Below are 14,422 nucleotides of genomic sequence, written 5' to 3'. Positions count from 1 at the left end.
ATCAGATAAAGTGCTTACGCAACCGTTGAGAGAGGAAATCCAGCAGGCTGACCGTGACGATGATAAGCACCATCAGGGCGCAGGTTTGTTGGAACTGGAAACCGCGAATCGCTTCCCACAGGGTGACGCCGATCCCGCCTGCGCCGACCATGCCGACGACGGTCGCCGAGCGGACGTTGGATTCGAAGCGATAGAGGGAGTAGGAGATCAGCAGTGGCATCACCTGTGGCAGCACGCCGTAGAGGATCTCTTCGAGCTTGTTGGCACCGGTGGCGCGAATGCCTTCCACCGGGCCGGGCTCAATCGCTTCCACCGCTTCGGAAAGCAGCTTGGAGAGCACGCCGATGGTGTGGATAAACAGCGCCAGCACGCCAGCACGCCAGCGAACGGGCCGAGGCCGACGGCGACCACGAACAGCATGGCGAAGACCATTTCGTTAATGGCGCGGCAGGCGTCCATCAGGCGGCGAACGGGCTGGTAAACCCACCACGGCACCAGGTTTTCGGCGCTCATCAGGCCAAAGGGGATGGAGAGAACCACCGCCAGCGCGGTGCCCCAGACGGCGATTTGCAGCGTGACGGCCATTTCGGTGAGGTAATCCTGCCACTGGCTGAAATCGGGCGGGAAGAAGTCGGCGGCGAACGTCGCCATGTTGCCGCCGTCTTTGATCAGCGTAAGCGGGGCCATTTCCGCGCCCTGCCACGAGACGACCAACACGGCGAGTACAACGGCCCAGCTCAGAAGCGAGAACCAGCTGCGCTTGGGTGGGGCGATGGTGATGGTTTGCATGTTTGGCTCCGGTCTGTAGGCCGGATAAGGTGCTTGCACCGCATCCGGCATCAACGCCTGCACATTGTCGGATGCGACGCCGGGGCGTCTTATCCGACCTACGATTTACTGCACCGCTTTACTCACCGAACTCATCGCGCTTAGCGCGTTGTTCAGGCGGTCCAGGTCATCCAGCTGCGCCTGAATCTCGGTGGTTTTTGCCAGCTTGTCCTGCTCATTCAGTCCTTTATTGCTTTTCACGCCCTGCATCTCTTTAAACAGCGCGAGCTGGCGAATCGGCACCAGTTGCAGGTCGCTGGAAGCGCGGAATGGCGCCCAGCCCAGGCGTTCCAGCACCGCTTTTTCTTCCGGCGTTTTGCCGTAGTTCATAAAGAAGTCGTAGATCTTGTCTTTGGTGGTTTCGGAAAGATTCTTGCGCCAGACGATCGGATCGCCTGGGATCAGCGGCGACTTCCAGATCACCTTCAGTTCTTTCAGCTTCTCTGGCGCGGAGGTTTTCAGCTTGTCGAGGTTTTCGGTGTTGTTGGTGGCAACATCCACCTGCTTGTTGGCGACGGCCAGCGCGTTGGTTTCATGCCCGGCGTTGACGGTGCGCTTGAAGTCGCTGGCGGAGATATTGTTTTTGGCGAAGACGTAGTAGCCGGGGACGAGGAAGCCAGAGGTGGAGTTAGGATCGCCATTGCCAAAGGTGAGATCTTTCCGCTTCGCCAGCAGATCGTTCAGGTTGTTGATCGGACTGTCTTTGTTGACGATCAACACGCTCCAGTAACCCGGCGATCCATCCGCCGCGACCGTCTGGGCGAAGACCTGGCCATTGGCGCGATCCACCGCTTCCATCGCCGACAGATTGCCGTACCAGGCGATATCCACTTTATTGAAGCGCATCCCCTGGATAATGCCCGCGTAGTCCGGGGCAAAGAAGGCGTTGACCTTCACGCCCAGCTTCTTCTCCATATCCTGCAAGAACGGCGTCCATTGCGGTTTCAGGTTTTGCTGTGATTCCGTTGAAATAATGCCGAAATTCAACGCCTTTTCCTGCTCTTCGGCGTGCGCCGGGCTTAACAGGGTGCTGAGGCTGAACATGCTGGTGAAGGCCAGCGAGGCAATTATCTTAGCGTTCATTCGTTTTCCTCAATGATGGGGATGTCAGGCAGCTTTCGCGTTCTCTTCGACGCGGTTAATGCTGCGGTAGAGATGGTCAAAACGTTCGTTATCAAACTGTTGGCTGCTGCCGTCGTAGAAGACGTGCCCCTGGCGCAGGGCGACGATGCGTTCGCAGTAGCGCAGGGCGTAATCCACCTGATGCAGCGTGACGACCACGGTGATGCCGTCGTTCTGGTTGATGTCGCGCAGGGTGTCCATCACGATGCGCGCTGATTCTGGGTCCAGCGAGGCGATGGGTTCATCGGCCAGAATCACTTTCGCCTGCTGCATCAGCGCACGGGCAATCGCCACACGTTGCTGCTGGCCGCCGGAGAGGGTGGAAACGCGCTGATGGGCAAAATGCACCATGCCAACGCGGGTCAGCGCCTGTAACGCGCGCTGTTTCTGCTCGCCGGTGAACCAGCTAAAACAGGTGCGCCAGAACGGCGTGCTGCCGAGCGCGCCAATCAGCACGTTCTCCAGTACGCTCAGGCGGTTCACCAGGTTGAATTGTTGGAATATGTAGCCGGTATGGGCGCGGCTTTTGCGGATATCGCGGGCCAGGCGGCCTTCGCGCTGGACTGTGCGGCCCAGCAGCTCGATATGGCTACCGACAGATTTATCGCCGGTAATCAAACCGCTTAAGTGACGTAAAAGGGTGGATTTTCCGGAACCCGACGGCCCAAGCAGAGCCACCATTTCACCGTGATGAATGTTCAGATCAACCGCATGCAGCGCCTGATGCTGATTGAAGGTTTTGGCGAGCTTCTCGACACGGATAATCGTTTGCATGATGCAGCCTCCCTAAAAAAGTGGCTCCATCGTGGCGGATTATTGTGACGATTTGGTTAATTAAAAGTGACTAACAGATGAAGAGTTAACGGGAATTCGATGACAGTGCGGGAGGGCGGGCCTCCCGGCGGGTTATTGCGTTGGTTGTTGTTTGACGACATTAATCATCCACGGTACGCCAAATTTATCGGTGACTTTGCCAAAGCCATGCGCCCAGAAAGTTTCCTGCCAGGCCATTTCGATTTTTCCGTTAGCGGCAAGATTGTCAAACCAGCGTTTTCCTTCTTCGACCTGTTGCGAATCGAGCACCAGCGTAAAGCCGGAGTAGCTGGCTTTTCCTGACGGCATGGCATCGCTCATCATGATGTCGCTTCCGGCAATGCGCACATTGGCGTGGGCGATGGCGGTATCGGGAAATTGCATTCCGGAAGGGCAGTTCTCGGCGCTGTCCTGCGCTGATTTTGGCATTTCGCCGAAGTTGATTTTATAGAGCAGTTCCGCGCCCAACGTACGTTGATAATAGGCAATCGCGTCGGAACAGTTACCGGCAAAAGAGAGGTAGGGACTTAACGGCATGATGGTGACCTCAGTTAAGAGAAGCCAGTTAAGTGTAGTTCGAAATTTATACAGATGAGAGGCGGCCTGATAAGACGCGCGAGCGTCGCATCAGGCAGTCGGCACTGTTGCCGGATGCGGCGTAAACGCCTTATCCGGCCTACGGAGGGTGCGGGAATTTGTAGGCCTGATAAGACGCGCAAGCGTCGCATCAGGCAGTCGGCACCATTGCCGGATGCGGCGTAAACGCCTTATCCGGCCTACGGAGGGTGCGGGAATTTGTAGGCCTGATAAGACGCGCAAGCGTCGCATCAGGCAGTCGGCACCGTTGCCGGATGCGGCGTAAACGCCTTATCCGGCCTACGGAGGGTGCGGGAATTTGTAGGCCTGATAAGACGCGCAAGCGTCGCATCAGGCATCTGGCACCGTTGCCGGATGCGGCGCGAGCGCCTTATCCGGCTTACCGATCACAATACAATCAGTTCTTTTTCACAAACTCAGATTTCAGTTTCATCGGACCAAAACCGTCGATTTTGCAATCGATGTTATGGTCGCCTTCAACCAGGCGGATGTTTTTCACTTTGGTGCCAATTTTCAGCATCGAAGAGCTACCTTTCACCTTCAGATCTTTAATGATGGTAACGCTGTCGCCGTCAGCCAGCAGATTGCCGTTAGCATCTTTAACGATCAGCTCGTCGCTTTCCTGTGCAGGTTCTGCGTCGTTCCATTCGTAGGCACATTCCGGGCAGATGTACATGCCGTTATCTTCGTAGGTGTATTCGGAGTTGCATTTTGGGCAGTGTGGTAATGACATGTGGATTTCCTCAAAAGTCAGCAGGGCAAAAGCGCCAAAAAACGGCAGATTGCCGAAAAAGGCCGCAATTATACACAAAATCCCTGAGTTTGTCGGGGGTACTGCTGATTTTAGACGACGATCGTTTTCATTTGAAAGGAAACGCAAAAAGAAAATAATCTTTTTGCCTCTATTTATTATTTAAGATAATGTTAATGCTCTACTTGTTCTTTTTTTAATTCACATGATATTTTTATCTTTCTGACGTTTTAAACGTATCAGAAGACGTTATTTATTCTGATAAAAAACAACACACTAAATATAAAATTATTTCTTGCAGTAATTATAAAAGCCGAAAACAGAACTCAAAAACAATCTGGCTAAATAAAATAACAAAATTTGCTTTAAGGAAGAATTTTCTATGTACACACAGACCCTGTATGAGTTAAGTCAGGAGGCTGAACGCCTGTTACAGCTTTCTCGCCAACAGTTGCAGTTACTGGAAAAAATGCCTCTCTCTGTACCCGGAGACGACGCGCCACAACTGGCTTTACCCTGGAGTCAGCCTAATATCGCCGAACGTCACGCGATGCTGAATAATGAGTTGCGTAAAATTTCCCGACTGGAAATGGTGCTTGCAATTGTCGGTACCATGAAAGCAGGGAAATCAACCACCATTAATGCCATTGTTGGTACGGAGGTTCTGCCTAATCGTAATCGCCCAATGACTGCGCTGCCGACGCTTATTCGCCATACGCCCGGGCAAAAGGAACCGGTACTGCATTTTTCACATGTCGCGCCAATCGATTGTTTAATTCAACAATTACAACAGCGCCTGCGTGATTGCGATATTAAGCATCTGACCGATGTGCTGGAAATAGATAAAGATATGCGTGCGCTTATGCAGCGGATCGAAAATGGCGTCGCTTTCGAAAAATATTATCTGGGTGCCCAGCCTATTTTTCATTGTCTGAAAAGTTTGAATGATTTAGTGCGACTGGCGAAGGCGCTGGACGTCGATTTTCCTTTTTCTGCTTACGCCGCCATTGAGCATATTCCCGTGATTGAAGTGGAGTTTGTCCATCTAGCGGGGCTGGAGAGTTATCCCGGTCAGTTGACGTTACTGGATACCCCCGGGCCAAATGAAGCCGGGCAACCGCATCTGCAAAAAATGCTTAACCAGCAGCTGGCACGCGCCTCGGCGGTACTGGCGGTGCTGGATTATACGCAACTGAAATCGATCTCCGATGAAGAGGTCCGTGAGGCGATTTTGGCGGTGGGGCAATCGGTGCCGCTGTACGTGCTGGTCAATAAGTTCGATCAACAGGATCGTAACAGTGACGACGCCGACCAGGTGCGGGCACTGATTTCCGGGACGCTGATGAAAGGCTGTATTACGCCACAGCAGATATTTCCGGTGTCGTCGATGTGGGGCTACCTGGCGAATCGGGCGCGCTATGAGTTAGCCAACAACGGTAAGTTACCACCGCCAGAGCAACAACGCTGGGTGGAAGATTTTGCCCATGCCGCGCTTGGCAGGCGCTGGCGTCATGCCGATCTGGCGGACCTCGAACATATTCGTCATGCTGCCGATCAGTTGTGGGAAGATTCGCTGTTCGCCCAGCCAATTCAGGCGTTGCTTCATGCCGCTTACGCTAACGCCTCGTTGTATGCTCTGCGATCTGCCGCGCATAAACTGTTGAATTACGCGCAGCAGGCGCGGGAATACCTGGATTTTCGTGCGCACGGGTTAAACGTCGCTTGTGAACAATTGCGGCAAAATATCCACCAGATCGAAGAAAGTTTGCAGCTATTGCAACTCAATCAGGCGCAGGTGAGCGGCGAGATTAAACATGAAATCGAGCTGGCCCTGACCTCCGCCAACCACTTTCTGCGTCAACAGCAAGACGCGCTGAAGGTGCAGTTAGCCGCCTTGTTTCAGGATGATTCGGAGCCGTTAAGCGAGATTCGTACCCGCTGTGAGACACTGTTACAGACGGCGCAGAACACCATCAGTCGCGACTTTACGCTGCGTTTTGCCGAGCTTGAATCCACCCTTTGCCGGGTGTTAACCGATGTTATTCGCCCCATTGAGCAACAAGTCAAAATGGAATTGAGCGAGTCAGGGTTTCGTCCTGGGTTTCATTTTCCTGTTTTTCACGGCGTAGTTCCCCACTTCAACACTCGCCAGCTGTTCAGTGAAGTCATTTCGCGCCAGGAAGCAACGGACGAGCAGAGCACGCGTTTAGGCGTTGTGCGTGAGACTTTTTCGCGCTGGTTGAATCAGCCCGACTGGGGACGGGGAAATGAGAAATCACCGACAGAAACGGTTGATTACAGTGTGTTGCAACGAGCATTAAGCGCAGAAGTCGATCTCTATTGCCAACAAATGGCTAAAGTTCTGGCAGAGCAGGTCGATGAATCTGTTACGGCAGGCATGAATACTTTTTTCGCTGAGTTCGCTTCATGTTTGACGGAATTACAGACGCGTTTACGCGAAAGTCTGGCTCTGCGTCAACAAAATGAATCGGTGGTCAGGCTGATGCAGCAGCAATTGCAGCAGACTGTGATGACTCACGGCTGGATTTACACCGACGCCCAGCTGTTACGCGATGATATTCAAACACTTTTCACGGCAGAACGATATTGACCAAGACGTTACTTGACGGCCCCGGTCGCGTGCTGGAGTCGGTTTATCCCCGCTTTTTAGTGGATCTGGCGCAGGGTGATGATGCCCGCCTTCCACAAGCCCATCAGCAGCAGTTTCGTGAACGACTGATGCAGGAACTTCTTTCGCGTGTGCAGCTTCAGACATGGACGAACGGCGGCATGTTAAATGCGCCGCTTAGCCTGCGTCTGACATTGGTGGAAAAACTGGCGTCGATGCTGGATCCCGGTCATCTGGCACTGACGCAGATCGCGCAGCATCTGGCGCTGCTGCAAAAAATGGATCACCGCCAGCACTCTGCTTTCCCGGAGCTCCCCCAGCAAATTGCCGCCTTGTATGAGTGGTTTTCAGCCCGTTGTCGCTGGAAGGAAAAGGCGTTAACGCAACGAGGCCTACTGGTGCAGGCAGGTGATCAGAGCGAGCAAATTTTTACCCGCTGGCGTGCTGGGGCGTATAACGCCTGGTCGTTGCCTGGGCGCTGTTTTATCGTTCTGGAGGAGTTGCGCTGGGGGGCATTTGGCGATGCCTGCCGTCTGGGAAGCCCGCAAGCGGTGGCGTTGTTGCTGGGTGATTTGCTCGAGAAAGCGACACAACATCTGGCAGAGAGTATCAATGCGGCACCGACCACGCGTCACTATTACCATCAGTGGTTTGCCTCTTCGACCGTTCCGACGGGCGGGGAGCATGCTGATTTTTTAAGTTGGCTGGGAAAGTGGACCACGGCAGATAAACAACCCGTTTGCTGGTCAGTGACCCAACGCTGGCAAACTGTCGCGCTGGGGATGCCACGACTCTGTTCAGCGCAGCGTCTGGCGGGGGCAATGCTCGAGGAAATCTTCTCTGTAAATTTGGCGTAAATAATCAGTTACATCAATGAGTCCTAAACGAAATCCATGTGTGAAGTTGATCACAAATTTAAACACTGGTAGGGTAAAAAGGTCATTAACTGCCCAATTCAGGCGTCAACTGGTTTGATTGTACATTCCTTAACCGGAGGGTGTAAGCAAACCCGCTACGCTTGTTACAGAGATTGCATCCTGCAATTCCCGCTCCCCTTTTGCGGCCGTCGCGCTGATTTTTCTGGCGTTTGCGGAAATGGGCCAACTCTGCGAGGAAAGCTATGCTGAAAAGGAAAAAAGTAAAACCGATTACCCTTCGTGATGTCACCATTATTGATGACGGTAAACTGCGTAAAGCCATTACCGCAGCATCACTGGGTAATGCAATGGAATGGTTCGATTTTGGTGTTTATGGTTTTGTTGCTTACGCATTAGGTAAAGTTTTTTTCCCGGGGGCTGACCCCAGCGTGCAGATGGTTGCTGCACTTGCCACTTTCTCCGTTCCCTTTCTGATTCGACCGCTTGGCGGACTCTTCTTTGGTATGTTGGGCGATAAATATGGTCGCCAGAAGATCCTCGCTATCACTATTGTGATTATGTCGATCAGTACGTTCTGTATTGGCTTAATACCGTCCTACGACACGATTGGTATTTGGGCACCGATTCTGCTGTTGATCTGTAAGATGGCACAAGGTTTCTCGGTCGGCGGTGAATATACCGGGGCGTCGATATTTGTTGCGGAATACTCCCCTGACCGTAAACGTGGCTTTATGGGCAGCTGGCTGGACTTCGGTTCTATTGCCGGGTTTGTGCTGGGTGCGGGCGTGGTGGTGTTAATTTCGACCATTGTCGGCGAAGCGAACTTCCTCGATTGGGGCTGGCGTATTCCGTTCTTTATCGCTCTGCCGTTAGGGATTATCGGGCTTTACCTGCGCCATGCGCTGGAAGAGACTCCGGCGTTCCAGCAGCATGTCGATAAACTGGAACAGGGCGACCGTGAAGGTTTGCAGGATGGCCCGAAAGTCTCGTTTAAAGAGATTGCCACTAAATACTGGCGCAGCCTGTTGACATGTATTGGTCTGGTAATTGCCACCAACGTGACTTACTACATGTTGCTGACCTATATGCCGAGTTATTTGTCGCATAACCTGCATTACTCCGAAGACCACGGGGTGCTGATTATTATCGCCATTATGATCGGTATGCTGTTTGTCCAGCCGGTGATGGGCTTGCTGAGTGACCGTTTTGGCCGTCGTCCGTTTGTGCTACTTGGTAGTGTTGCCCTGTTTGTGTTGGCGATCCCGGCGTTTATTCTGATTAACAGTAACGTCATCGGCCTGATTTTTGCCGGGTTACTGATGCTGGCGGTGATCCTTAACTGCTTTACGGGCGTTATGGCTTCTACCTTGCCAGCGATGTTCCCGACGCATATCCGTTACAGCGCGCTGGCGGCGGCATTTAATATTTCGGTGCTGGTTGCCGGTCTGACGCCAACGCTGGCGGCCTGGCTGGTCGAAAGCTCGCAGAATCTGATGATGCCTGCCTATTACCTGATGGTAGTGGCGGTGGTTGGTTTAATCACCGGCGTAACCATGAAAGAGACGGCAAATCGTCCGTTGAAAGGTGCGACACCGGCGGCGTCAGATATACAGGAAGCGAAGGAAATTCTTGTCGAGCATTACGATAATATCGAGCAGAAAATCGATGATATTGACCACGAGATTGCCGATTTGCAGGCGAAACGTACCCGCCTGGTGCAGCAACATCCGCGAATTGATGAATAAGCTGAAACGGATGGCCTGATGTGACGCTGTCTTATCAGGCCAATTGAACTCTTAAGGTTCACTTAATCTCTGACGCGCATACTCTCCTCCAGGTTAACGGAGGAGAGTGCAATGAAAAACCGTGTTTATGAAAGTTTAACTACCGTGTTCAGCGTGCTGGTGGTCAGCAGCTTTCTTTATATCTGGTTTGCCACGTACTGATCTTTCTTCAGCCGTACCCAGGCCCGCGTGCCGGAAGTCTCTTGCCGGTTTTGCAGGAAAAACTGCCCGTGATGCAACTGTGTAATGCGGCTGACAATACTTAACCCCAGACCAATCCCGCCATAACGGCTGTCCATACGTACAAACGCTTTACTCAACTCCCCGCATTTACTCTCATCAATACCTGGTCCTTCATCTTCAACTGCCATGACCGCTCCGTCATCTTCTTGCAGCTTAATCATAATGTTGCTGCCTTGCGGGCTGTAACGATGGGCGTTTTCTACCAGGTTTCGCAATAACATCCGCAGCAGGGTTGCATCACCCTGAACGGTGATGTCGGCGGCGCTCTCTGGCAATAGCAGGGTTTGCTGTCGCTGGTCGAGCATGGTACTGAGTTCGTCATACGAGGGGAGAATGACATCTTCCAGCAGTTTTACATGTTGATAATTACCGGAAGAAAATGACTGTCCGGCACGCGCCAGTTGCAGCAGCTGGGAGACGCTCTCCATCATCTGATCAAGCCGTGCCACTAACGGTGCTACATCAATGTGATGCGTTTTCGCCAGCAGTTCCAGATGCAAACGCACCCCCGCCAGTGGCGTTCGCAGTTCGTGCGCGACGTCAGCGGTAAACAACCTTTCGTTATCCAGCGTGCTGGTCAGGCGACTGACCAGATCGTTTAACGCCGAAACCACCGCTTCGATTTCGAGGGTGGCGCTGTGAATGGCAATGGGCGTTAAGTTGTCGGCGGTGCGCGCTTCCAGCTCTTTTTGCAGCTCCGCCAGCGGGCGGGTGATGCGGCGTACCGCCTGATAGCAGATAAATAGCGTCAGGCTGACCATAAAGACGCCGGGGACAATCAGGCTGGCGACCGCCTCGCGGATCTCACGCATGATGTGGCGATCGTTGTTGCGATTGTCGCGTAGCGCCTGCTCAAACAGCTGAATCTGCTCGGTACTTTCATGCCATAGCCAGAAGACGCTGATCAGCTCAAACACCAACAAAATGGCCCCGATGGTCAATATCAGCCGTTGGCGCAGCGATATTGGTCGGCGCAGAAAATGCATCAGATTCAATTAGTTTTCCTCATTCGCGACCAGCATATAGCCAAAGCCGCGCACGGTGCGGATACGGGCTTTGCCCACTTTGTCGCGCAGATTGTGGATATGCACTTCCAGGGTGTTGGTCGAGGGTTCATTGTCCCAGTTATAGATGTCGTTGTAGAGAATTTCCCGATGCACCGGACTGCCTGCTTTGAGCATTAACCGTGACAGCAGAGCATATTCTTTGGGCGTCAGAATCAACTCTTCACCGCCCATCCATACCTGACGGCGACCCATGTTCAGCGTCAGATTGCCAACAATCAGCTCACTTTCGCCCTGATTATTATGGCGTCGTAGCAGGGCGCGGATACGGGCATGTAACTCTTCCAGCGCAAAAGGCTTCACCAGATAGTCGTCGGCACCGACATCCAGCCCGGCGATTTTGTCGGTCAGCGTATCGCGAGCGGTGAGGATCAGTACCGGCAGGGTATATTTTTTCTGCCGGATACGGGCGAGAAAATGCAGTCCATCTTCGTCGGGTAACCCTAAATCCAGTACCACCAGGCTGTAATGACCTGCCTCAAGGCTTTGTTCCGCCATCCGCGCGGTTGTCACGCTATCGCACGCGTAGCCTTCGGTTTGCGCCGCCAGAATCAGTCCCTGCAATAACAGCGTATCGTCTTCAACAATCAGAATTTTCATTCACTCACTCTCCTGCAAGTTTGCAGAATATCATCCGCAGCCTGGTAATACTTCGTCTCAACGCCAGTTAATCCCAATAGCGTGGAGAATAAATTGTCTTGTGAATAGTGTTGCGTTTGCGCCTGTTTTTGCAGGCAGTTCTGGTCAACCTGATACCGTTTTTGATAATCCTCCGACAGCCACAGCAGCATCGGCACCTGTTTTTGGCTATCCGGGGCGATGGCATAAGGCAGACCGTGCAGATAGATGCCATTTTCACCTAACGATTCACCGTGGTCAGAAAGATAAACCAGGCTGGTGGTAAATTTATCCTGATGTTCTTTCAGCAGATTAATCGCTTTATCAACAATATAGTCGACGTAAACCAGCGTGTTGTCGTAAGTGTTCACCAGTTGCTCTTTGGTACAGGTCTGGATCTCATTGGTGTCGCAGGTTGGGGTAAATTTCCTGAACTGAGGCGGATAGCGGTTGTAATAGGTCGGACCGTGGCTGCCGATGGTGTGTAAGACAATCACGCCATCACCTTGCAGGTTATTGATGTACTCTTCAAGCCCGTGGAACAGCACTTCGTCATAGCATTCGCCGTTGATGCACTGATCAGGTAGATTCAGCGCGGTGACGTTCTGGTGAGGCACGCGGTCGCAGGCACCTTTACAGCCGCCATCGTTGTCATTCCACAGCACGTTGATGCCCGCTCGCTGAATGATATCCAGCACGCCTTCCTGGTGCTGTGCCAGCTCTTCTTTGTAGTGCTCACGCGGCATATCCGAGAACATGCACGGTACTGAAACTGCCGTTGCCGTGCCGCAAGATGCGGTATTAGGGAAATAGACCACGTTATCTTTCGCCAGCCGCGGGTTAGTTTCACGCGGGTAGCCGTTGAGGGAGAAGTTCTCCGCCCGCGAGGTTTCGCCGACAATCAGGATGGTCAAATTTTTACGTTTTTCGTTCTGCATTAACGGGTTGCGGTGCGCGTCTTCACCAATTCGCACCAGCGGCAGATTTGCCAGTCGCTGATGGGAGTACCATGACCAGCTGGCAACAATGCTGTTAGAGGGGCTTAAGGATTTCACCAGCTCTTTGTTATTGCGGAACAACGAGGCGTAGTCTTTATAAAACAGTGCGGCGACCAGCAAAATCAGTAGTACAGAAACCAGAATATTGGCTCCACGGAAAAGAACACTGCGCAGACGCGAGGTGGCAGGTTTGATTTTTATCCAGCAGGCAATCAGCGCAGCAAGCACGCCGCTGAATCCCAGCGTTAATAACATTTGCGGTGTCATCAGCGCATAACTTTCTGCCGGAGTGGTATCAATAATATTGGCAATCATCGAGCGGTCGATGACGATGCCGTAAGTCATTATGAAATATTGTGCAGCCGCGCCAACCAGAATAAACAGGCAGGCCAGTGGTCGATTAAGCCATAAGAAAGAGCTTAGTGTCAGGACAATATTAATCACGCTGAAAGCGACGACCGGCATCGACAAGAAAACCAGTACGTTATGCAGCGAATCCAGCGGCAGCGCCTGCAACACCTGTTTAAAAAAGGCAATATTCAGGCAGATAGAGATATAAAAAGCGGCCAACAATAGCCAGGCGAGTAAATTCAAAGAGGGTCTTTTTAGTAGGCGCTTCAACATCACGGTGTTTCCATCGAACAAAGTGCGCATATGCTCGCAAAGCAAAATTAAGCCAACCTTAAGTTCTTAAGGTTGGCTTTTATGTTTGCTGGATTAAGGGGAATTAATCTTTGCTTATTGGTGCATCTAAGGGATACGGGTTTTTATGTAGCCGGTTGTAATTCAGCGCATACATGGCGGTGATGACCATCAGGGTGACAAATGACCACATAACCTCTTTCGCTCCGGACCCCACCACGGCCCAGATGCAGTAGAGGAAGGCAATGGTAGTAACTGCCAGATATGCCGGGCGTGCTTTACCAAAGTGACCGTGTCCGAGCAGCAGTAACGCCGCACAGGTGTAAAGATATGGCACCAGTGTAAAGATGACCGAGACGGAAGAAACCAGACCGAACTCTTTGGTCGCGTTTGGTGAAATGCTGCTGAGCTGGAAGATGGTCATCAAAATACCGACGATAATCAGCCCCGCCACTGGCGTACCCGCTTTATTTACACGGGCAAAAATCGGTGGGAACAGTCCGTCATCGGCAGCGGCTTTCGCCGTTTGACCCGCCAGCAACGTCCAGCCGCCCAGTGAACCTAAGCAACCCGCAGCTGCGCAGAAGGAAACAATGGCCCCGGCGGTGTCACCCAACGCCATCCGTGCGGCATCACCGAATGGCGAAGCAGAAACGCGCAGTGCGGCATTAGGGATCATCCCCATAATCGCGGTGGTAGAAAGTACATAGCAAACGGCGGCAATCAATACCCCACCAATGGTGGCGATAGGGACATTGCGTTTCGGGTTTTTCACCACACCTGCGGCAACGGAGGCACTTTCCACACCGATGAACGACCACAGCGTAACGTTAAGGGTACTTTGAATTGCACCGAAGGTGCCCAGGCCGCTGACGTTCCATGCCGCCATATAGGTTTCACCACGGAACCAGAACCAGCCAAATACGGCAATCCCGACGATGGGGATCAGCGCCAGCACGGTGGCAACTGCCTGCACACGGGTGATCATTTTCGGACCGACAATGTTCAGCAGGACGAAGATCCACAGCACCACGACGCAGGTGATGGTTAATACCAATGGATCTTTCAGAATCGGGAAGAAGTAACTTAAATATCCTACGCCAATGACCACCATGGCGATATTGCCGATCCAGCAGGCCAGCCAGTAGAGGACGTTGGTTTGATAACCGAGAAACGGGCCAAAGCAGCGGCGGGCGTAAGCGTAAGAACCACCAGGACTTGGGTCGAGGAACGACATTTTGGCGTATACCATCGAGAGCCCCAGTGCACCGATAATCGTCACCAACCATCCATAAATGGCAATCCCGCCAGTAGAGGCCAGGTTTGCAGGTAACAGAAAAACACCTGACCCCATAATATTCCCCGACACCATCAGGGTGACGGGGATTAAGCCCACTTTGTGAGCATCAGCATCCGAAGACATAATTAAACTCCTGCGAAGGCGAGCTTCGTGAC

The 14,422-nt window shown here is 52.6% G+C and carries 12 protein-coding genes and 1 pseudogene; 4 read left to right on the top strand and 9 right to left on the bottom strand.

All coding sequences use genetic code 11. The features are described from left to right. Nucleotide 1: 1 nt before the first annotated feature. From phnE to KXD89_RS20220, 5 genes and pseudogenes are all read right to left on the bottom strand, one after another. A pseudogene (phnE, locus tag KXD89_RS20240) lies at nucleotides 2-789 on the bottom strand (phosphonate ABC transporter, permease protein PhnE). A gap of 105 nt (nucleotides 790-894) precedes the next feature. Next, entirely contained in the window at nucleotides 895-1,911 is a 1,017-nt protein-coding gene (gene phnD / locus KXD89_RS20235) for a phosphonate ABC transporter substrate-binding protein (protein WP_000992002.1), read from the bottom strand. A 24-nt stretch (nucleotides 1,912-1,935) separates the two neighbouring features. After that, complete coding sequence (phnC, locus tag KXD89_RS20230) at nucleotides 1,936-2,724, bottom strand: phosphonate ABC transporter ATP-binding protein (RefSeq protein WP_001193409.1); 789 nt, start codon at nucleotides 2,722-2,724, stop codon at nucleotides 1,936-1,938. A gap of 132 nt (nucleotides 2,725-2,856) precedes the next feature. After that, nucleotides 2,857-3,300, bottom strand: coding sequence for a VOC family metalloprotein YjdN (gene yjdN / locus KXD89_RS20225; RefSeq protein WP_001131329.1), 444 nt, complete (start codon nucleotides 3,298-3,300; stop codon nucleotides 2,857-2,859). A gap of 457 nt (nucleotides 3,301-3,757) precedes the next feature. Next, the gene (locus KXD89_RS20220; RefSeq protein WP_001300891.1) at nucleotides 3,758-4,093 is read right to left on the bottom strand and encodes a zinc ribbon domain-containing protein YjdM; all 336 of its coding nucleotides are present in this window, start codon (nucleotides 4,091-4,093) and stop codon (nucleotides 3,758-3,760) included. A 400-nt stretch (nucleotides 4,094-4,493) separates the two neighbouring features. Between KXD89_RS20220 and crfC the strand changes: the two genes are divergently transcribed. The 4 genes from crfC to pmrR all read left to right on the top strand — a co-directional run bounded on the left by crfC (nucleotide 4,494) and on the right by pmrR (nucleotide 9,564). Next, nucleotides 4,494-6,722 carry a clamp-binding protein CrfC gene (gene crfC / locus KXD89_RS20215; protein WP_000288603.1) on the top strand — a complete coding sequence of 743 codons (2,229 nt, stop codon included), beginning with the start codon at nucleotides 4,494-4,496 and terminating at the stop codon, nucleotides 6,720-6,722. Then, nucleotides 6,719-7,597 (top strand): YjcZ-like family protein, encoded by an 879-nt coding sequence (locus KXD89_RS20210; RefSeq protein ID WP_000169188.1) that lies wholly within the window; start codon nucleotides 6,719-6,721, stop codon nucleotides 7,595-7,597. The genes crfC and KXD89_RS20210 overlap by 4 nt, the downstream gene beginning before the upstream one ends. A 263-nt stretch (nucleotides 7,598-7,860) precedes the next feature. Further along, nucleotides 7,861-9,363, top strand: coding sequence for a glycine betaine/L-proline transporter ProP (gene proP / locus KXD89_RS20205; RefSeq protein WP_001298520.1), 1,503 nt, complete (start codon nucleotides 7,861-7,863; stop codon nucleotides 9,361-9,363). Between the two features lie 111 nt (nucleotides 9,364-9,474). Further along, the gene (pmrR, locus tag KXD89_RS20200) at nucleotides 9,475-9,564 is read left to right on the top strand and encodes an LpxT activity modulator PmrR (protein ID WP_000797657.1); all 90 of its coding nucleotides are present in this window, start codon (nucleotides 9,475-9,477) and stop codon (nucleotides 9,562-9,564) included. On the opposite strand, the gene pmrB is transcribed toward pmrR, so the two are convergent. The 4 genes from pmrB to adiC all read right to left on the bottom strand — a co-directional run bounded on the left by pmrB (nucleotide 9,540) and on the right by adiC (nucleotide 14,390). Further along, nucleotides 9,540-10,640 (bottom strand): two-component system sensor histidine kinase PmrB, encoded by a 1,101-nt coding sequence (gene pmrB, locus KXD89_RS20195; RefSeq protein WP_001051092.1) that lies wholly within the window; start codon nucleotides 10,638-10,640, stop codon nucleotides 9,540-9,542. The two genes, pmrR and pmrB, sit on opposite strands and share 25 nt — an antisense overlap. Further along, entirely contained in the window at nucleotides 10,641-11,309 is a 669-nt protein-coding gene (basR, locus tag KXD89_RS20190; protein ID WP_000697926.1) for a two-component system response regulator BasR, read from the bottom strand. Then, nucleotides 11,306-12,949 carry a phosphoethanolamine transferase EptA gene (gene eptA, locus KXD89_RS20185; protein WP_000919792.1) on the bottom strand — a complete coding sequence of 548 codons (1,644 nt, stop codon included), beginning with the start codon at nucleotides 12,947-12,949 and terminating at the stop codon, nucleotides 11,306-11,308. The genes basR and eptA overlap by 4 nt, the downstream gene beginning before the upstream one ends. Before the next feature lie 103 nt (nucleotides 12,950-13,052). Beyond that, nucleotides 13,053-14,390: an arginine/agmatine antiporter gene (gene adiC, locus KXD89_RS20180; RefSeq protein ID WP_000093154.1), complete on the bottom strand. Its 1,338-nt coding sequence runs from the start codon at nucleotides 14,388-14,390 to the stop codon at nucleotides 13,053-13,055. Nucleotides 14,391-14,422 lie beyond the last annotated feature (32 nt).

It is taken from the genome of Escherichia sp. TC-EC600-tetX4 (assembly GCF_019356055.1).
GTDB lineage: Bacteria > Pseudomonadota > Gammaproteobacteria > Enterobacterales > Enterobacteriaceae.
The sequence above is the reverse complement of the archived record's forward strand: the minus strand, read 5'-3'. Positions and strand labels throughout refer to the sequence as shown.